A 20,643-nucleotide genomic window follows, 5' to 3' on the forward strand; every position below is an offset into this window, starting at 1 on the left:
TTTCAATGGATTACCTGTTCATCGTATTGTTTTTAGGGATTTATTACGGCTTACAACCCAGAAAGGGTGGGTTGTAAGACGAAGCGGAATAGCGGATTCTATCTCCGTCGACAGGACGCCGACACGAGAAACGAACATCAGGATGACGGCGTTTCTCACACAGGACTCGTCAGGATGGCGCTGCAGGAAGGCTTCATGATGAAGCGAAGTGGATAACGCAGGATGCGTAAGGGACACCTCCAGGAAGGAGAACGAGAGCCGGTCAGGATGGTCGGCGGGTCAGGAAGGCCAGGACGTTTCGGGATGAAACAAACACGTCAGGAAGATGTGTGCAGGATGCATTGGCTTACGGATGACCAGGCCTTCGGGCTTCAGGAAAAGTTGTCACGGATGAGCAGGGAGCACGAATTGTAGCTGGAATGCTGCGAAACGAACCGGGAGCACTGTTTTTACAGTGCTCCCTTTTTTTATTTCTGCCTTCCGCAATGCTATGCTGCGCGCCGTTCACTTTTTCAGTTGAGGTTACTATGACGCAACACGATAGCGTTCGTGCTCAGTTGCACGCCATCGAAGCCCTTTTGCGCCAACATCAGCTGTGGCAGGAGACCGCGCCGCAGCCAGAAGCGTTCGCGAGCACCCAGCCCTTCTGCCTGGATACGCTGGCCCCGTTTGAGTGGCTGCAGTGGGTGTTAATTCCCCGCATGCACGCCCTGCTTGAGGGTAGCCACCCGCTGCCGCAGGCGTTTGCTGTCTCTCCCTACTATGAAATGGCGCTAGAGGCGACGCACCCTGCGCGCGACGTGATGCTGGTCGAACTGGAAAAACTGGATGCCCTGTTTGCCGGTGAAGATGCATGACGCTTGAGATCCTCTATCAGGACGAGTGGCTGGTGGCGGTGAATAAACCGTCAGGCTGGCTGGTACACCGCAGCTGGCTCGATCGCGATGAGAAAGTGGTGGTGATGCAGACCGTTCGCGACCAGATTGGTCAGCATGTTTTTACCGCCCATCGTCTCGACAGGCCGACCTCCGGCGTGCTGCTGATGGGGCTTTCCAGCGAGGCGGGACGCCTGCTGTCACAGCAGTTTGAACAGCATCAGATGCAAAAGCGCTACCACGCGATCGTGCGCGGCTGGCTGACGGAAGCCGCCACGCTGGACTATCCGCTGGTAGAGGAGCTGGACAAAATCGCCGATAAATTTGCCCGCGATGACAAAGGTCCGCAGCCCGCAGTAACGGATTATCGCGGCATGGCGACGACCGAAATGCCGGTTGCAACCAGCAAATTTCCGACCACACGCTACAGCCTGGTTGAGCTTCTGCCTAAAACCGGGCGTAAGCACCAGCTGCGACGCCATCTTGCGCACCTGCGCCATCCGATTATTGGTGACAGCAAACACGGTGATTTGCGCCAGAACCGCAGTGCGGCCGAACACTTTGGCTGCCATCGTCTGATGCTGCACGCCAGCGAGCTGAGCCTGACGCACCCGTTTACCGGCGAGCCGCTGACTATTCGTGCGGGGCTGGACGACGTCTGGATGCAGGCGCTGTCACAGTTTGGCTGGCTGGGACAACTCCCCGAAAATGAAAGGGTTGAGTTTGTATCGGGCAACGTTCAGGATGAACGATAAACGCATTCATTATGGGAAAATATCATGGCTGAAGTAGGCATTTTTGTCGGCACAATGTACGGCAACTCGCTGCTGGTAGCGGAAGAGGCTGAGGCAATACTCGCCAGCCAGGGCCATAAAGCCACGGTCTATGAAGATCCGGAACTGGCAGACTGGGAAAAGTATAAAGATAAATACATTCTGGTGGTGACCTCCACCACCGGGCAGGGCGATCTGCCGGACAGCATCGTGCCGCTTTTCCAGGGCATTAAAGACCAGCTTGGCTATCAGCCGGACGTGCACTACGGCATCATTGCTCTGGGCGACAGTTCTTACGCCAACTTCTGCGGCGGCGGCAAGCAGTTCGATGCGCTCCTGCAGGAACAGAGCGCTCAGCGCGTTGGCGAGATGCTGCTGATTGATGCTGGAGAGCATCCGGAGCCAGAAAGCGAATCAAACCCATGGGTCGAGCACTGGGCAACTCTCCTTAAATAGTTGTGTAGGCCGGGTAAGGCGTAGCCGCCACCCGGCGATACACCCCGCACCAAACGCCAATTCCGTGAACCACCTTCCACTCCCCTGGGCTTATGCCATAAACAACCTCTCATACACCCTTTAATACTGTGTTTCTGCACGGTGAGGTGATGAGGCACTCCTTCATATACTTTTCCGGTCACTATAAAACGGCGTCAGGCCGTACCAAAACGACAAAACACCAATCTCATTCTGATTACCCTACCGGTGCTGTACAGAATGAACCAGGCGAAAGCTATGTTTCAGGAGTGCAACAATGAGTACATTAAGCCACGCAGCGAGCAGCGCTGAAAAGCGCACCAATGCCCGCTACTGGATAGTGGTGATGCTGTTTATCGTCACATCCTTTAACTATGGTGACCGCGCCACGCTGTCGATTGCCGGTTCGGAAATGGCAAAAGATATCGGCCTTGATCCGGTGGGCATGGGTTACGTTTTCTCCGCATTCTCATGGGCCTACGTCATCGGTCAAATTCCTGGCGGCTGGCTGCTGGACCGTTTTGGATCTAAACGCGTCTATTTCTGGTCCATCTTTATCTGGTCGATGTTTACCCTGTTGCAGGGTTTCGTCGATATCTTCAGCGGCTTCGGCATTATCGTGGCGCTCTTCACGCTGCGCTTCCTGGTAGGCTTAGCGGAAGCACCTTCCTTCCCGGGGAACAGCCGCATTGTCGCTGCCTGGTTCCCGGCGCAGGAGAGGGGAACGGCGGTGGCGATTTTCAACTCCGCACAGTACTTCGCAACGGTGATCTTCGCGCCAATAATGGGCTGGCTGACGCATGAGGTGGGCTGGTCGCACGTCTTCTTCTTCATGGGCGGGCTTGGGATCGTCATCAGCTTCGTCTGGCTGAAAGTGATCCACGAACCTAATCAGCATCCAGGCGTGAACAAAAAAGAGCTGGAGTACATCGCGGAAGGCGGCGCGCTGATCAATATGGATCAGAAATCCGCAAAAGCAAAAGTCCCGTTCAGCCAGAAATGGGCGCAGATCAAGCAGCTCGTCGGCTCACGCATGATGATCGGTATCTATCTGGGCCAGTACTGTATTAACGCCCTAACCTACTTCTTCATCACCTGGTTCCCGGTATACCTGGTGCAGGCACGCGGCATGTCGATTCTGAAAGCGGGATTTGTCGCGTCGGTCCCGGCAATCTGCGGCTTCGTCGGCGGCGTGCTCGGCGGAGTGATTTCCGACTGGCTGATGCGCCGCACCGGCTCGCTGAACATCGCGCGTAAAACCCCGATTGTGCTCGGCATGCTGCTCTCCATGACCATGGTGTTCTGTAACTACGTCAACGCCGAATGGATGATTATCGGCTTTATGGCGATGGCCTTCTTCGGCAAAGGCATTGGCGCGCTGGGCTGGGCGGTGATGGCGGATACGGCGCCGAAGGAGATCAGCGGCCTGAGCGGCGGCCTGTTCAACATGTTCGGCAACATCTCCGGGATTGTTACGCCTATAGCTATCGGCTACATCGTCGGCACCACCGGCTCTTTCAACGGTGCGCTAATCTACGTGGGTGTGCATGCGCTGGTGGCGGTACTGAGTTACCTGGTGCTGGTGGGGGATATCAAACGCGTCGAACTTAAACCTGTAGCGGAGCGTGGATGATGACAACGCAATCGAGTCCAACCGTTACGGAGATGAAGGTCATCCCGGTGGCCGGACAGGACAGCATGCTGCTCAATATTGGCGGTGCGCATAACGCCTGGTTTACCCGTAATATCGTTGTGCTGAAAGACAGCGCAGGGAATACCGGCGTGGGCGAGGCCCCGGGCGGAGAGGTGATTTACCAGACGCTGGTTGATGCCATTCCGCAGGTGGTGGGGCAGGAGGTCGCCCGTCTGAACAAGGTGGTTCAGCGGGTGCATAAGGGCAATCAGTCGGCAGACTTTGATACGTTCGGTAAAGGTGCCTGGACGTTCGAACTGCGCGTCAACGCGGTTGCCGCGCTGGAGGCCGCCCTGCTCGACTTGCTGGGTAAGGCGCTCAATGTTCCGGTTTGCGAGCTGCTGGGGCCAGGCAAACAGCGCGATGCGGTAACGGTGCTGGGCTATCTGTTCTACGTTGGCGATCGCAATAAGACCGATCTCCCGTATCTGGCCCGATCCACGGGCGATCACGACTGGTATCGCCTGCGCCACCAGGAAGCGCTCTCCAGCGACGCGGTAGTGCGTCTGGCCGAGGCGGCGCAGGATCGCTACGGCTTTAAGGATTTCAAGCTGAAGGGCGGCGTGCTGCCCGGCGAGCAGGAGATTGAAACGGCCCGGGCGCTGAAAAAACGCTTTGCGGATGCACGGATCACCGTCGATCCCAACGGCGCATGGCTGCTGGACGAAGCGATTAGCCTGTGCAAAGGGCTGGGGGATGTCCTGACCTATGCGGAAGACCCCTGTGGCGCGGAGCAGGGCTTCTCGGGCCGTGAAGTCATGGCCGAGTTTCGCCGCGCCACCGGGCTGCCTGTCGCGACCAATATGATCGCCACCAACTGGCGTGAAATGGGTCATGCGGTGATGCTGAACGCCGTCGACATTCCGCTGGCGGACCCTCACTTCTGGACGCTTTCAGGTGCAGTGCGCGTGGCGCAGCTGTGCGATGACTGGGGGCTGACCTGGGGCTGTCACTCGAACAACCACTTTGATATTTCGCTGGCGATGTTTACCCACGTTGGCGCGGCGGCGCCGGGTAACCCGACCGCCATCGACACCCACTGGATTTGGCAGGAAGGGGAAGCCCGCCTGACGAAAAATCCGCTGGAAATCATCAATGGCAAGATTGCCGTACCGGATGCGCCGGGGCTGGGCGTGGAGATTGACTGGGATCAGATCCATAAAGCCCATGAGGCGTATAAAAAGCTACCGGGTGGCTCGCGTAACGACGCGGGCCCGATGCAATACCTGATACCCGGCTGGACATTTGACCGTAAGCGCCCTGTTTTTGGACGTCACTGATAAAAGGATTACACGATGAGTACTTTTACGACCCCTGTCGTCACTTCCATGCAAATCATTCCGGTTGCGGGCCATGACAGCATGCTGATGAACCTGAGCGGCGCGCATGCGCCATTCTTCACCCGCAATATTGTCATTATCAAAGACAATTCCGGCCATACGGGCGTGGGCGAAATTCCGGGCGGGGAGAAGATCCGCCGGACGCTGGAAGATGCCATTCCGCTGGTCGTGGGCAAAACGCTGGGTGAGTACAAAAATATCCTCAACACCGTGCGCAACACCTTTGCCGATCGCGATGCCGGAGGGCGTGGCCTGCAGACCTTCGATCTGCGCACCACCATTCACGTGGTGACCGGGATTGAATCCGCGATGCTGGATCTGCTGGGTCAGCATCTGGGCGTTAACGTTGCGTCGCTGTTGGGCGAGGGGCAGCAGCGCAGCGAAGTGGAAATGCTGGGCTATCTGTTCTTTGTCGGCGACCGCAGGCTGACGCCATTGCCTTATCAGAGCCAGGCGGATGAACAATGCGACTGGTATCGACTCCGCCACGACGAGGCGATGACCCCGGATGCGGTGGTGCGCCTGGCGGAAGCCGCGTACGAAAAATATGGCTTTAATGATTTCAAACTGAAGGGCGGCGTTCTGGCCGGTGAGGAAGAGGCGGAAGCCGTCACCGCGCTGGCAAAACGCTTCCCGCAGGCGCGCGTGACGCTGGATCCGAACGGCGCGTGGTCGCTTGATGAAGCGATCAAAATTGGTAAGCAGCTGAAAGGCGTGCTGGCGTATGCGGAAGATCCGTGTGGGGCCGAGCAAGGCTTCTCGGGCCGTGAAGTCATGGCGGAATTCCGTCGCGCCACGGGGCTGCCGACCGCGACCAATATGATTGCCACCGACTGGCGTCAGATGGGACACACCCTGTCATTGCAGTCCGTCGATATTCCGCTGGCTGACCCGCACTTCTGGACGATGCAGGGGTCGGTGCGCGTGGCGCAAATGTGCCACGAGTTTGGCCTGACCTGGGGCTCGCACTCTAATAACCACTTCGACGTGTCGCTGGCGATGTTCACGCACGTTGCCGCCGCCGCTCCGGGCACGATTACCGCTATCGACACGCACTGGATCTGGCAGGAAGGTAATCAGCGTCTGACTAAACAGCCGTTTGAGATCAAAGGTGGCATGGTGCAGGTGCCTTCCACGCCGGGGCTGGGAGTTGAGCTGGATATGGACCAGGTCATGAAGGCTCATGAGCTGTATCAGAAACACGGTCTGGGCGCGCGCGACGACGCGATGGCGATGCAGTATCTGATCCCGGACTGGACATTCGACAATAAACGCCCGTGCATGGTACGATAAACGCATTGGGACCGCTCCCATGAGCGGTCTTTTACGTGGTGTATGCTTAACGTAACGACTATGCGTAAGGATGGCTTATGAAAATTGTTATCGCACCGGACTCGTATAAGGAAAGTTTGAGTGCGCTTGAGGTTGCGACAGCGATAGAACGTGGTTTTCGCGAGATCTTCCCCGAGGCGGTTTACGTCAAACTGCCGGTCGCGGACGGTGGCGAAGGGACGGTTGAGGCGATGATCGCGGCAACGCAGGGACGCATTGTGCATGTTCCGGTGACCGGTCCGCTGGGTGAGCGCGTGGAAGGGTTTTATGGCTTATCCGGTGACGAGCAGAGTGCCTTTATTGAAATGGCGGCGGCAAGCGGCCTGGAGCTGGTCGTCCCTTCGCAGCGTAATCCCCTGAAAACCACCTCCTGGGGCACGGGCGAACTTATTCGTCACGCGCTGGATGCGGGCGTTAAGCATATCATCATCGGTATTGGCGGCAGCGCTACCAATGACGGCGGAGCAGGGATGGTGCAGGCGTTGGGGGCAAAGCTGCTGGACGCCAGCGGCCAGCCCCTTGGTCAGGGCGGGGGCGAGCTGGGAAAACTCGCGCGTATCGACCTGAGCGGGCTGGACAGACGTCTGGCGGAGTGCCGGATAGAGGTCGCCTGTGATGTGACGAATCCGCTCACCGGTAAGGATGGCGCGTCAGCCGTATTTGGCCCGCAAAAGGGGGCCACACCCGAGATGATCGTCACCCTGGACAACGCGCTGGCGCAGTATGCGAGAGTCATTGCCCGGGATCTGGATATCGACGTGCTAAACCTTGCTGGCGGCGGCGCGGCGGGTGGCATGGGGGCCGCGCTGTACGCCTTTTGCGGCGCGGAGCTGCGCCAGGGCATTGAGATCGTGACCGATGCGCTACACCTGCCCGACCAGGTGGCCGATGCGGATCTGGTGATCACGGGAGAAGGCCGCATCGACAGCCAGACGATCCACGGCAAAGTCCCGGTGGGCGTGGCGAAAGTGGCGAAACGCTTTAACAAACCCGTCATCGGCATTGCAGGCAGCCTGACGGCGGACGTTGGCGTGGTACACGATCACGGCATTGATGCGGTGTTTAGCGTGATCTACACCATCTGCTCGCTGGAGGATGCGCTGGAAAATGCCAGCGAGAACGTCAGGATGGCCGCCAGGAATATCGCGGCGGTGCTGAAAGTGGGGCAGGGAATGTAGTTCTCCCTCTCCCTGCGGGAGAGGGGCGGGGTGCGGGCATCAGGCCGCACCCGCAATTGTAGGCCCGGTAAGCTTAGCGCCACCGGGCTTTTACCTCAGCTCCCCAGCAACTTCGTCGCTTCCCGCGTTACGTTATCCATTTCATCCAGCAGCTCCAGGAACTCCGGTTCAAGCTCCGATTCCGGCGTGCCGGCACGCAGCTGCTGCTCCAGCAGCTGGCAGAGGTTTTTCAGCCGCGGCACGCCGCTGTACCCGCAGCTGCCGTGCAGCTTGTGGATTGCTTCCAGCAGATCTTCCGGGTCTTCACCCACCAGCTGCTCTTCCACCTTATTACGAATTTCCGGCAGAAACGCGACCAGCATTTGCAGCATTTCGCGGGCCAGGTCGGGTTTACCTGCCGCCTGGCGCAGCGCAAGCTGCCAGTCAAAGGTGGCGTTCTGGTTAACGCTGATTTCAACCGGCTCGCTGGAAACCGTGTACGTCCCGCCAATATGACCCGGCTTATAGCGTAACAGCAGGTTGTGAAGTTTCTCTTCATCGATGGGCTTCGCCAGATAATCATTCATTCCGGCGCTCAGCAGCTTCTCTTTCTGACCGGCCATCGCGTGCGCGGTGACCGCAATGACCGGCGTTTGCTGCTGATGCGGCAGCTGGTGGATCAGCTCGCAGGCCCGAATGCCATCCATGCCCGGCATCTGAATATCCATCAGTATTAAATCAAACTGCATCTGCTTCGCCTGTTCAACCGCCTGCGCGCCGCTGGTGCACAGCTCCACATGCTGAACCTGGTCTTCAAGCAACGCGCCAATAAGCTTCAGGTTGGCCGGATTATCATCCACCGCCATCACGCTCATCGGCAATTTTTGCTCGTCGTCAATCAGCGGGAGAGCATGCTGGCTAAGACGACAATACTCCGTAAGCGCGGGCAGGAGGCGGGTCGAGGTGAGCGGTTTCAGCAGACACGCGGCGGCTCCGTCGTTTTTCAACTCCTCTGCATTAATCTGGGCGTGGCAGGGTAGCGCCAGCAGCAGATAGTCGGTCATTGACGCGGCTTTCGCCAGCCGCTCCTGCTGCATGGTCAGTTCGCCGGTGAAGGTGACCGGGATCCCCATCAGCAGAATGTCGTAGTGCTCAACGGAAAGGGCCGAGAAGGTTGGGCTGTAGACCACCTCCAGCGGCGTGGTGCTTAAAATATCGAGCGCGCACTGCGCTGCCGCCGCGTTAGGTTCGACGTAGGCCAGACGCTTGCCTTTCAGGCAGTCCGTCACCGGGCCATCGGTTAGCACGTTCGGATTGAGGTCCAGATTAATGTGGAACCAGAAGGTTGAACCGCGATTCGGCTGGCTGTGGAAAGAGATATCGCCGCCCATCTCGTTCACCAGGCGCTGCGTGATCACCAGCCCCAGGCCGGTACCGCCATGACGGCGGGAGATACTGGCGTCCGCCTGGCGGAACGCCTGGAACAGACGCGACTGATCCCGCTCAGGAATACCGATGCCGGTATCGCGGATCTGGACTTCAATCTGCACCTTATTGCTGCTGATGGAGCGTTTTTCTACCAGAATGTCGATGTTACCGCTTTCGGTGAATTTAATCGCATTCCCGACAAGGTTGGTAATGACCTGCTGCAGGCGCAGCGGATCGCCAATGACGTTATCCGGCACGTCGTTTTTAATGTTGAGCGTCAGCTCAAGACCTTTGTCGTGCGACGAGTGCGCGAGCAGCGTCACCACCTCATCGAGCGTACTGCGCAGCGGGAACGGAATACTCTCCAGGATCAGCTTGCCCGCTTCCAGCTTGGAGAAATCGAGCACGTCGTTGATGATCGCCAGCAGGTTGTTGGCCGAGCGTTCAATGGTGTGCAGGTGATCGCGCTGAGTCGGGTTGAGTTCGCTTTTCAGCGTCAGGCGGGTAAAGCCGATCACGCCATTGAGCGGCGTACGCAGCTCGTGCGACATATTGGCAAGGAATTCCGACTTGATACGTGCCGCTTCCTGGGCGCGCTTTTTCGCCAGATCCAACTCAACGTTCTGGATCTCCATCTGCTCCAGCGTTTCGCGCAGGTCGGACGTGGCCTGGTCAACGTTGTGCTGCATCTCTTCGTGATACGCCGCCAGCGACATGGCCATCGAGTTGATGCCGTTCTTCAGCATGTCCAGCTCGCCCAGCATAAACCCTTCCACCCGGCTGTCGAGCTGTCCCCGGCGGATGCGGTCAACCGTATTAACCATGTTGCGGATGGGACCCGTCACGTCGCGCATCAGGCGCCAGCCGAAGATCAGCGCAATGCCAATGCAGAACAGCATCATCACGCCAGAGATGAAAATTTCTTTGTACTGCTGTAGCCGGACCGACTTGAGATCCAGCTCCAGCGCCACGTATCCCAGCATATTGTTGCTGGATTTGGCGTCTGATTGCGCAGACTCATCGGGTGAATAACTTTCCGACACGATCGGCGTGCGCAGGATCATGATATCACCGCGCCGCAGTACGGTGAGGTGGCGCGGGAACGGCGTACCGTCCGGGATCTTCAGGGCCGCCGGATCGAGATGAAAATTCGAGGTGACAAACAGGCGGTTATGTTCGTCGTAAACGGAAATGGCGCGTACGATGTCCGAGTGACGGCGGTGGAGCACGCTGATTAACTGACCAATGGATTCGCGGTTTTGCAGGTTCATGCCGTACTCGCTGGAAACGGCAAGCGGTTCGATAATGCTGGCGCCTGCATCCTCCAGCTGCCGCTGCAAATCGTTATAGCGGTGCACCACAAAGAAGATACTCAGCAGCAAACCGATGAGAACGGTGGGGGCGAGGATCAAAATCATCATGCGCGCGCGCAGGCTGTAGTTGGTCATGGCGTTCCGTTATGGGACAATTAAGATAATTATGTTTATGTGAGAAAAATCTCGGCGATGGCGCAATTCTACTCTGCAAAGCGACGCGTGACGACGCGTCAAATCATCACTGTTGAAGCCACGGACCTCGATCCGTTTGGTCAGGGAGTGGCACGTCACAATGGTAAGGCTCTGTTTATAACAGGTTTACTGCCAACAGAACGAGCAGAAATTACGCTGACGGAAGATAAACGCCAGTTCGCGCGCGGACAGGTTAAGCGTCGCCTCAACGATAGCCCGGAGCGCGTGAAGCCCCGCTGCCCACATTTTGGCGTTTGCGGGGGCTGCCAGCAACAGCATGCGAGCACAGAATTACAGCAAAAAAGCAAAAGCCGCGCGCTGGCGCGTCAGCTTAAACACGACGTTAACGAAATTCTCGCCGATGTGCCCTGGGGCTATCGTCGACGCGCGCGCCTGAGCCTCAGCTATCAGCCAAAAACGGCTCGTCTGGAGATGGGGTTTCGCAAGGCCGGTTCCAGTGACATTGTCGATGTGCAGCAGTGCCCCATTTTGGTGCCCCATCTTGAGGCATTGCTTCCGGAAGTGCGCACCTGTCTTTCCGGGCTGGACGGCGTTCGCCACCTCGGGCATGTCGAACTGGTCATGGCAAACAATGGACCGCTGATGGTCCTGCGCCATACCGCGCCGTTGTCGAAAAAAGATCGCGAAAAACTGGAACGCTTTTCGCATTCCCACGACCTGGCGCTTTTCCTTGCACCACAAAGCGAGATACTTGAGCAGGTTACCGGTGAGGCGCCCTGGTATGCGTCAAACGGGCTACGCTTAACGTTCAGCCCGCGGGATTTCATTCAGGTGAATGATGGCGTTAACCAACTGATGGTTGAGAAAGCGTTGACGTGGCTGGACGTTCAGAAAAGCGATCGGGTGCTCGACCTGTTCTGCGGAATGGGCAACTTCACGCTGCCGCTGGCGCGAGAAGCGGCCAGCGTCGTCGGCGTGGAAGGCGTTGAGGCGCTGGTGGCTAAAGGGCAGGAGAACGCGCAGCAGAACGGCTTGCAAAATGTGACATTCTTTCATCAAAATCTTGAGGAAGATGTCACCCAACAGCCATGGGCAAAACAGGGCTTTGATAAAATTTTGCTCGACCCGGCGCGTGCCGGTGCCCCGGGTGTGATGGCACATATTATTAAACTCGCGCCGAAGCGTGTGGTCTATGTTTCCTGTAACCCGGCAACGCTTGCCCGGGACAGCGAGGCATTAATCAGCGCGGGTTACCAGATTCAGCGTCTGGCAATGCTGGACATGTTCCCGCACACTGGACATCTGGAATCGATGGTGTTGTTCGAGCACATCTAATTTGTTTGGCTTGTCGACTTCGACAGGCCCAGGTCCCTAAAGGAGAGGACAATGGTTGCGGTAAGAAGTGCACATCTTAATAAAGCTGGGGAATTTGACCCACAAAAATGGATCGCAAGTCTGGGAATTTCCAGCCAGCAGTCGTGTGAACGCTTAACCGAAACCTGGGCCTATTGTCTGCGCACTACGCAGGGGCATCCGGATGCCGATCTTCTCCTGTGGCGCGGCGTGGAGATGGTGGAAATCTTATCCATGCTGAACATGGATATTGAAACGCTGCAGGCCGCGCTTCTCTTCCCCCTCGCGGATGCGGACGTGGTCAGCGAAGACGTGCTGCGCGACAGCGTCGGGAAATCCGTCGTCGAGCTGATCCACGGCGTGCGGGATATGGCGGCCATCCGCCAGCTCAAAGCCGCGCACACCGATTCCGTCTCTTCAGAACAGGTCGATAACGTTCGCCGGATGCTGCTGGCCATGGTGGATGACTTCCGCTGCGTGGTCATCAAGCTTGCCGAGCGGATTGCCCACCTGCGTGAGGTGAAGGATGCGCCGGAAGACGAGCGCGTGCTGGCGGCCAAAGAGTGTACAAATATCTACGCGCCGCTGGCGAACCGCTTAGGGATTGGTCAGCTGAAGTGGGAGCTGGAAGATTACTGCTTCCGCTATCTGCACCCGGCGGAATATAAACGTATTGCCAAACTCCTGCATGAGCGCCGTATCGACCGCGAGCACTATATCGAGGAATTTGTCGGCGGGCTGCGCCAGGCGATGAAAGAAGAGAACGTGCGCGCCGAAGTCTACGGCCGGCCCAAGCATATCTACAGCATCTGGCGCAAAATGCAGAAGAAACACCTCGCCTTTGACGAGCTGTTTGACGTGCGCGCCGTGCGTATCGTGGCGGAGCGTCTGCAGGACTGCTACGCCGCGCTGGGGATAGTACACACTCACTTCCGTCATCTTCCCGATGAGTTCGATGATTATGTCGCCAACCCCAAACCGAACGGCTATCAGTCTATCCATACCGTTGTGCTTGGCCCAGGCGGCAAAACGGTCGAGATTCAGATCCGCACCAAACAGATGCACGAAGACGCCGAGCTGGGCGTAGCCGCGCACTGGAAATACAAAGAAGGCACGTCCGGCGGAGCGCGTTCTGGCCACGAAGACCGCATTGCCTGGCTGCGCAAGCTGATTGCGTGGCAGGAAGAGATGGCCGACTCCGGCGAGATGCTCGACGAAGTGCGCAGCCAGGTCTTTGACGATCGCGTCTACGTCTTTACCCCAAAAGGGGACGTTGTCGACCTGCCGGCGGGCTCTACGCCGCTCGATTTTGCCTACCACATCCACAGCGATGTGGGACACCGCTGCATCGGCGCGAAAATCGGTGGACGAATCGTACCGTTCACCTATCAACTGCAGATGGGTGACCAGATTGAAATCATTACCCAGAAGCAGCCCAACCCGAGCCGTGACTGGCTTAACCCGAACCTGGGCTACGTCACCACCAGCCGCGGGCGCTCGAAAATTCACGCCTGGTTCCGTAAACAGGATCGTGACAAGAACATCCTTGCCGGTCGCCAGATCCTCGACGACGAGCTGGAGCATATCGGGATAAGCCTGAAAGAGGCGGAGAAATTCCTGCTGCCGCGCTACAACTTCAACGAGCTTGACGAGCTGCTAGCGGCCATTGGCGGCGGCGATATCCGTCTGAATCAGATGGTGAACTTCCTGCAGGCGCAGTTCAATAAGCCAAGCGCGGCAGAGCAGGACGCGGCGGCGCTGAAGCAGCTGCAGCAGAAAACCTACGCGCCGCAGCAGCGCAGCAAAGACAACGGCCGCGTGGTGGTCGAGGGCGTAGGTAACCTGATGCACCACATTGCCCGCTGTTGCCAGCCGATCCCGGGCGACGATATCGTCGGCTTTATCACCCAGGGACGCGGGATTTCGATTCACCGTTCCGACTGTGACCAGCTTGCCGAGCTGCAGTCGCATGCGCCGGAGCGTATCGTAGAAGCGGTCTGGGGTGAGAGCTATTCCGCCGGCTACTCGCTGGTGGTGCGCGTCACTGCCAATGACCGCAGCGGCCTGCTGCGCGACATCACGACCATTCTCGCCAACGAGAAGGTTAACGTGCTGGGCGTCGCCAGCCGCAGCGATACCCGCGAGCAGCTTGCCACCATCGATATGACTATCGAAATCTACAACCTGCAGGTGCTGGGCCGCGTGCTCGGCAAACTGAACCAGGTGCCGGATGTGATTGACGCGCGTCGTCTGCACGGCGGCTAAACACACTCTTCTGAAGGCCGGGTAAGGCTTTGCCGCCACCCGGCTTGTTTTTTTAATGGAAAACACTATGACTCAAATCGACCGCCTGCTCGGCATCATGAAACGCCTGCGCGACCCGGAAAACGGCTGCCCGTGGGACAAAGAGCAGACTTTCGCCACCATCGCCCCGTATACCCTTGAAGAGACCTACGAGGTGCTGGACGCCATTTCCCGCGAAGATTTTGACGACCTGCGCGGCGAGCTGGGCGATCTGCTGTTCCAGGTGGTGTTCTATGCGCAAATGGCGCAGGAAGAAGGGCGCTTTAACTTTGACGATATCTGCGCTGCTATAAGCGACAAGCTGGAGCGCCGTCATCCCCATATCTTTGGCGATGCCACCGCAGGGAACAGCGAGGAGGTGCTGGCCCGCTGGGAGCAGATCAAAAGCGCCGAGCGAGCGGAAAAATCCCAGCACTCGGCGCTGGATGATATTCCGCTGAGCCTGCCCGCGCTGATGCGCGCGCATAAAATCCAGAAGCGCTGTTCCGCCGTCGGTTTTGACTGGACCTCCCTCGGCCCGGTGCTGGATAAAGTGCACGAAGAGATTGACGAATTCATGCACGAAGCGCAGCAGGCGGTAGTGGATGAAGCAAAGCTTGAGGAAGAGATGGGCGACCTGCTGTTTGCGACCGTCAACCTTTCTCGCCACCTGGGTGTAAAAGCGGAAACCGCCCTGCAAAAAGCCAACCTCAAATTCGAACGACGCTTTCGCGAAGTTGAGCGGATTGTCGCCTCGCGAGGCCTGGAAATGAGCGGAATTGACCTCGAGGCAATGGAAGAAGTCTGGCAGGAAGTAAAGCGCCAGGAATCTGATCTCTAACGAGATTTTGCGATCAAGCGCAATTTGTGTGATTTTTTAAATGACAAGCGCTTGATTTGCGTCAAAAACATTTACCCAAAAGGGGCTATTTTCTCACTCCTTATGTTTGTCATGGCCTGGAATGGAGACGGAGAATGAAAGTTTGTGGCGCTCGCCGTGTTCGGGTATACTACTTTCCCGTCCTGGTTATTCCATCGTTTCACCCTAACTTCTCAGGTTCAGCATGACAACGAACTATATTTTTGTGACCGGCGGGGTCGTATCCTCTCTGGGTAAAGGCATTGCCGCAGCCTCCCTCGCAGCCATTCTTGAAGCCCGTGGCCTCAATGTGACCATGATGAAACTGGATCCGTACATCAACGTCGATCCGGGCACCATGAGCCCAATCCAACACGGGGAAGTGTTCGTTACTGAAGACGGCGCTGAAACCGATCTGGATCTTGGCCACTACGAGCGTTTCATCCGCACCAAAATGACCCGTCGTAACAACTTCACGACTGGCCGCATCTACTCCGACGTTCTGCGTAAAGAGCGCCGTGGTGACTACCTGGGTGCAACCGTTCAGGTTATCCCGCACATCACTAACGCAATCAAAGAACGCATTGTTGCGGGTGGCGAAGGCCACGACGTGGTGCTGGTTGAAATCGGCGGTACCGTGGGTGATATCGAATCCCTGCCATTCCTGGAAGCGATTCGTCAGCTGGCGGTAGATATTGGCCGTGAGCACGCGCTGTTCATGCACCTGACTCTGGTGCCGTACATGGCCGCCGCAGGTGAAGTGAAAACCAAGCCGACTCAGCACTCTGTGAAAGAACTGCTCTCCATTGGTATTCAGCCAGATATCCTGGTTTGCCGCTCCGATCGCGCGGTTCCGGCGAACGAACGTGCGAAAATTGCATTGTTCTGTAACGTGCCTGAAAAAGCCGTTATTTCAATGAAAGATGTCGATTCCATTTATAAAATCCCGGGCCTGTTGAAATCTCAGGGCCTGGACGATTATATTTGTAAACGATTCAGCTTGAACTGTCCGGAAGCGAACCTGTCTGAATGGGAACAGGTTATTTATGAAGAAGCCAACCCGGCAGGCGAAGTGACTATCGGTATGGTCGGCAAATACATTGAACTGCCGGATGCCTATAAGTCAGTGATCGAAGCGCTGAAACACGGTGGTCTGAAGAACCGTGTTTCCGTGAACATCAAGCTGATTGATTCGCAGGATGTTGAAACGCGTGGCGTTGAAATCCTGAAAGATCTGGATGCTATCCTCATCCCTGGCGGCTTCGGCTACCGTGGTGTTGAAGGCAAGATCGCCACCGCGCGCTATGCGCGTGAAAACAATATTCCATACCTCGGCATCTGCCTGGGTATGCAGGTTGCGCTGATCGAATTTGCGCGCAACGTAGCGGGAATGGAAAACGCGAACTCTACGGAATTTGTGCCAGACTGTAAGTACCCTGTTGTGGCGCTTATCACTGAATGGCGTGACGAAGAAGGTAACGTCGAAGTCCGTACCGAGAAGAGCGATCTGGGTGGCACCATGCGTCTTGGCGCACAGGCCTGCCAGTTGTCTGACGATAGCGTGGTTCGCAAGCTGTATGGCGAGCCGGTCATCACCGAGCGCCATCGTCACCGCTATGAAGTCAACAACATGTTGTTGAAACCTATTGAAGCCGCGGGCCTGCGTGTTGCGGGCCGCTCCGGGGATGATCAGTTAGTCGAGATCATTGAAGTGCCAAACCATCCGTGGTTTGTCGCCTGCCAGTTCCACCCGGAATTTACTTCAACGCCACGTGACGGGCATCCGCTGTTTGCAGGCTTCGTGAAGGCCGCCAGCGACTACCAGAAGCGTCAGGCGAAGTAAATAAAGTTAGAACGGCAACGCGTACCTTTGGTACGCGTTGTTTGTCTGGAGTTTTAGTTTAACTTGTACTGAGGAAAATCTAATGTCCAAAATCGTTAAAGTCATCGGTCGTGAAATCATCGACTCCCGTGGTAACCCGACCGTTGAAGCCGAAGTTCACCTGGAAGGTGGTTTCGTTGGTATGGCTGCTGCTCCATCAGGCGCTTCTACTGGTTCTCGCGAAGCGCTGGAACTGCGCGATGGCGACAAATCCCGCTTCCTGGGCAAAGGCGTACTGAAAGCGGTTGGCGCTGTAAACGGTCCTATTGCTCAGGCAATCCTTGGCAAAGACGCCAAAGACCAGGCTGGCATCGACAAGATCATGATCGATCTGGACGGTACTGAAAACAAATCTAACTTCGGTGCGAACGCAATCCTGGCAGTTTCCCTGGCGAACGCCAAAGCGGCTGCTGCTGCGAAAGGTATGCCACTGTTCGAGCACATCGCTGAACTGAACGGCACCCCAGGCAAATACTCCATGCCTGTACCAATGATGAACATCATCAACGGTGGTGAGCACGCAGACAACAACGTTGATATTCAGGAATTCATGATTCAGCCAGTTGGCGCGAAATCCCTGAAAGAAGCGGTACGTATGGGTTCTGAAGTGTTCCACAACCTGGCTAAAGTTCTGAAAGCTAAAGGTATGAACACTGCTGTTGGTGACGAAGGTGGCTATGCGCCAAACCTGGGTTCTAACGCAGAAGCACTGGCTGTTATCGCAGAAGCAGTAAAAGCTGCTGGCTACGAGCTGGGCAAAGACATCACCCTGGCGATGGACTGTGCAGCATCTGAATTCTACAAAGACGGTAAATACGTTCTGGCTGGCGAAGGCAACAAAGCGTTCACCTCCGAAGAGTTCACTCACTTCCTGGAAGACCTGACCAAACAGTACCCAATCGTGTCTATCGAAGACGGTCTGGACGAGTCTGACTGGGCTGGCTTCGCATACCAGACTAAAGTACTGGGCGACAAAATCCAGCTGGTTGGTGACGACCTGTTCGTAACCAACACCAAGATCCTGAAAGAAGGCATCGAGAAAGGCATCGTTAACTCCATCCTGATCAAATTCAACCAGATCGGTTCTCTGACCGAAACTCTGGCTGCGATCAAAATGGCGAAAGACGCTGGCTACACCGCTGTTATCTCTCACCGTTCTGGCGAAACTGAAGACGCAACCATTGCCGACCTGGCTGTGGGTACCGCTGCAGGCCAGATCAAAACCGGTTCTATGAGCCGTTCTGACCGTGTTGCTAAATACAACCAGCTGATTCGTATCGAAGAAGCGCTGGGCGAAAAAGCACCATACAACGGTCTGAAAGAGATCAAAGGCCAGGCATAATTGCTTAAGCCTTAAAATGAAAATGCCAGTCGAATGACTGGCATTTTTTTTGGCTATTTAAAATCGACCGCCATTTGCTCCGGAATGGTCAGCCCCTGGGTGGTCTGCACGCAACGGGCGATGTAGTCCGTAAACCGGGGTGGCTTCGGCATCCCCATGCTCAGCAGCTTATCGTTGCTGAAGCGCACGTTAAGCGTGGCAAACGCACCGTATAAACGCATGGCTTTCAGCATCAGACGTTCGTTGCACGGGCCAAAAATATGTTTCAGCTCGCGGCGCATTCTTACCAGCGTTTCGTAGCTGACCTGCGCATATTTATCCCCGACGGGGGCTTTCTCCAGCGCCTGTGCCATTGCCTGATCGATATCCGCAAAGCGAACGCTGTTCTCTTCTCCCGCAGAAATGTGTACCACTTCTCCCGGACGAGCGTTGCTGTTGAGCAGCATTAACATCGCGTCGGCGCAATAATCCACCGGAACAACGTCGATCCGGTCTTCCATTGAGCACATAAACTTCTGCAGCATCAGGCCCATGCTAAAGACCCAGAAAATGCTGCTCGACGGCGTGCAGCCATGACGGGTATGGCCGACGACGATGGAGGGACGGGCGATGAGCAGCGGCAGGTTCGGACACTCCTGGCGCATCAGCTGTTCGATGGTTGACTTCGAAAACGTGTATTCCACCAGGTGTTCTGCATTCTCTCTGAATTCAGCGCTTTCGGCGACCAGTGAATCCTGCTCCGGCGTGCATGACATCGCGGTGCCAACGTGGAGGAAACGCTGCAGTCCTGCGACCTGCTCCATACGGCGCGCCAGCGCGAGCGTACCTTCAACGTTGACCTTCCAGATCAGCGGGTTATTCCCAAATGAGGCGACGGCCGCACAGTTAACCACGTGCGTGACCCGATCCAGACGGGGATCGTTGAGAAAGGCTTCAGGCTGGCTAAGGTCGCCAATCAGGATATTATCCACCTTCAGGGAGGCCAGTTTGTCCTCGGGAACGTTGAACTTGCGCATGTTCTCGAGCACGCGCTCCAGCCCGCTCTGCGGATCGCTGGCACGCGCAAGCAAAAGGAGTTTTGCGGGTTGATCGCTGGTCAGGATTTTTTCAAGAACTGCACCGCCCAGAAATCCGGTCACGCCTGTAATCAATAACATCTTCATTAATACCGTCTCATTATGATTGATGAGGCGGATTGTAGGCGTGCAAAAGTAAACGGCATTTAAATAATAAAACGCCTAAATCAATGGCGTCTTAAGCTTATTTTAAGGAAAGGAAATTCGGTGGAGATATTGGACATTATCGCAAGGGTAAAAATTCACTCTATTAAAATTTAAATTTTAACTATCTGAATTTAAATATTTTTATGAGGTCTGCGCCGAATGGTGAACGTAATTCAAAATGTAATAAATATAATAATTTGTTACACCAAACATTTATCGAATAAATGTTTTAAATACCACTTAACTCAAATCAGACAACATAAGTCGCAGGCCGATTTATTTAGCCTGCGAATTATTTTCAGAGCAAAAGGGGAAGCGTGGCGCTGGCGGTTTGTTGACTAACGTCGCCGTAATGACCATCCAGCGCAATCATGGACGTGGTCAACAGCTCGACCAGCAGCATGACTCCAACCTTAGCATTGAGCGCGCCTGCACTTAGAGGGCCTTCTGGTTTGGCGGCAACCAGCTGCATGTCGCTCAGAGAGGCCAGCGGGCTGCGGGGCGTATTGCTGAGCGCAAGAACCTTAACGCCGCGCTTGCGGGCAAGCTTCACCACGTGGAGTAAATCCCGCGTTGAACCTGAACTGGAGATGGCCACAACCAGCGTCTCTTTCGAAAGCGTTGTCGCATTCATGGCCGCGCGGTGCATATCGCTAAACAGCTGTGCGGGTTTGCCAAGCCGCAGCAACTTGTAATGCAGATATTCGCCGAGGATCGCGCTGGCCGCGACGCCATAAATCTGCACGGATTGCGCCTGATGCAGCGCCAGCGCCGCTTTTTCAAGCAGCGTGCGGTCGAGGAGTCTGGCGGTATCCTGCAAAGCCTGAACCGACTCATCCACGACGTTATCAATCTCATCCCCCGCCTGACGCGCGGGCTGGCCCTGCTGAATATCCAGAGCAAGCGCCATTTTAAATTCGTTATAGCCCTTGCAGCCCAGCGTCCGGCAAAGGCGCGTGACGCTTGCCTCGCTGGTGTGGCTCTCGCGCGCCAGTTCAGTGATCGTCAGGTATAGCACCCGGGCAGGATCGCTGAGGACAAACTCGCCGAGTTTTTGTTGTGTTGGGCTGTACCCGGAAGCCTCCTGGCGGAGCTTCAGCAGCAGATTTTCATGGTCCGACATGCCACGTCCTTAATGTGTTTCGCTGCGACTAGTGTGG

At 56.3% G+C, this 20,643-nt stretch carries 15 protein-coding genes; 12 read left to right on the top strand and 3 right to left on the bottom strand.

What is annotated here, in order from left to right; all coding sequences use genetic code 11:
• Positions 1-527 precede the first annotated feature (527 nt).
• The 7 genes from BJ885_RS15405 (at position 528) to BJ885_RS15440 (ending at position 7,665) form a co-directional block, all read left to right on the top strand.
• Positions 528-857: a YqcC family protein gene (locus BJ885_RS15405; RefSeq protein ID WP_048976036.1), complete on the top strand. Its 330-nt coding sequence runs from the start codon at positions 528-530 to the stop codon at positions 855-857.
• On the top strand, positions 854-1,630 hold the full coding sequence (gene truC / locus BJ885_RS15410) for a tRNA pseudouridine(65) synthase TruC (protein WP_023309023.1): 777 nt from the start codon (positions 854-856) through the stop codon (positions 1,628-1,630). Before BJ885_RS15405 ends, truC begins: the two co-directional genes overlap by 4 nt.
• A 24-nt stretch (positions 1,631-1,654) precedes the next feature.
• Positions 1,655-2,104 carry a flavodoxin gene (locus BJ885_RS15415; protein ID WP_029741558.1) on the top strand — a complete coding sequence of 150 codons (450 nt, stop codon included), beginning with the start codon at positions 1,655-1,657 and terminating at the stop codon, positions 2,102-2,104.
• A gap of 295 nt (positions 2,105-2,399) precedes the next feature.
• Positions 2,400-3,755 (top strand): galactarate/glucarate/glycerate transporter GudP, encoded by a 1,356-nt coding sequence (gudP, locus tag BJ885_RS15425; RefSeq protein WP_023309021.1) that lies wholly within the window; start codon positions 2,400-2,402, stop codon positions 3,753-3,755.
• The gene (locus tag BJ885_RS15430; RefSeq protein ID WP_121932336.1) at positions 3,755-5,095 is read left to right on the top strand and encodes an enolase C-terminal domain-like protein; all 1,341 of its coding nucleotides are present in this window, start codon (positions 3,755-3,757) and stop codon (positions 5,093-5,095) included. The genes gudP and BJ885_RS15430 overlap by 1 nt, the downstream gene beginning before the upstream one ends.
• A gap of 15 nt (positions 5,096-5,110) precedes the next feature.
• The gene (gene gudD, locus BJ885_RS15435; RefSeq protein ID WP_121932254.1) at positions 5,111-6,448 is read left to right on the top strand and encodes a glucarate dehydratase; all 1,338 of its coding nucleotides are present in this window, start codon (positions 5,111-5,113) and stop codon (positions 6,446-6,448) included.
• A 77-nt stretch (positions 6,449-6,525) separates the two neighbouring features.
• Entirely contained in the window at positions 6,526-7,665 is a 1,140-nt protein-coding gene (locus BJ885_RS15440; RefSeq protein ID WP_121932255.1) for a glycerate kinase, read from the top strand.
• Positions 7,666-7,760: 95 nt separating this feature from the next.
• On the opposite strand, the gene barA is transcribed toward BJ885_RS15440, so the two are convergent.
• Positions 7,761-10,520, bottom strand: a complete 2,760-nt coding sequence (gene barA / locus BJ885_RS15445) for a two-component sensor histidine kinase BarA (RefSeq protein WP_121932256.1) — start codon at positions 10,518-10,520, stop codon at positions 7,761-7,763.
• Between the two features lie 57 nt (positions 10,521-10,577).
• Here barA and rlmD point away from each other — a divergent pair, with 57 nt between their 5' ends.
• From rlmD to eno, 5 genes are all read left to right on the top strand, one after another.
• On the top strand, positions 10,578-11,876 hold the full coding sequence (rlmD, locus tag BJ885_RS15450; RefSeq protein WP_045355765.1) for a 23S rRNA (uracil(1939)-C(5))-methyltransferase RlmD: 1,299 nt from the start codon (positions 10,578-10,580) through the stop codon (positions 11,874-11,876).
• A 51-nt stretch (positions 11,877-11,927) separates the two neighbouring features.
• Positions 11,928-14,159: a GTP diphosphokinase gene (relA, locus tag BJ885_RS15455; protein ID WP_029741552.1), complete on the top strand. Its 2,232-nt coding sequence runs from the start codon at positions 11,928-11,930 to the stop codon at positions 14,157-14,159.
• A 67-nt stretch (positions 14,160-14,226) separates the two neighbouring features.
• Positions 14,227-15,018, top strand: a complete 792-nt coding sequence (mazG, locus tag BJ885_RS15460) for a nucleoside triphosphate pyrophosphohydrolase (RefSeq protein ID WP_121932257.1) — start codon at positions 14,227-14,229, stop codon at positions 15,016-15,018.
• 223 nt (positions 15,019-15,241) lie between these two features.
• Positions 15,242-16,879 carry a glutamine hydrolyzing CTP synthase gene (gene pyrG, locus BJ885_RS15465; RefSeq protein WP_023309013.1) on the top strand — a complete coding sequence of 546 codons (1,638 nt, stop codon included), beginning with the start codon at positions 15,242-15,244 and terminating at the stop codon, positions 16,877-16,879.
• An 82-nt stretch (positions 16,880-16,961) separates the two neighbouring features.
• A complete protein-coding gene (eno, locus tag BJ885_RS15470) occupies positions 16,962-18,260 on the top strand; it encodes a phosphopyruvate hydratase (RefSeq protein ID WP_023309012.1) in 1,299 nt (432 codons plus the stop codon).
• A gap of 53 nt (positions 18,261-18,313) precedes the next feature.
• Here the strand turns inward: eno and BJ885_RS15475 are convergent, their stop codons facing one another.
• Together BJ885_RS15475 and BJ885_RS15480 are read right to left on the bottom strand one after the other, a co-directional pair.
• A complete protein-coding gene (locus BJ885_RS15475) occupies positions 18,314-19,423 on the bottom strand; it encodes an SDR family oxidoreductase (RefSeq protein WP_121932258.1) in 1,110 nt (369 codons plus the stop codon).
• A gap of 358 nt (positions 19,424-19,781) precedes the next feature.
• Entirely contained in the window at positions 19,782-20,606 is an 825-nt protein-coding gene (locus BJ885_RS15480) for a MurR/RpiR family transcriptional regulator (RefSeq protein ID WP_010434594.1), read from the bottom strand.
• Positions 20,607-20,643 lie beyond the last annotated feature (37 nt).

This window comes from Enterobacter sp. WP_7_1 (assembly GCF_003688535.1).
GTDB classification, from domain to species: domain Bacteria; phylum Pseudomonadota; class Gammaproteobacteria; order Enterobacterales; family Enterobacteriaceae; genus Enterobacter; species Enterobacter asburiae.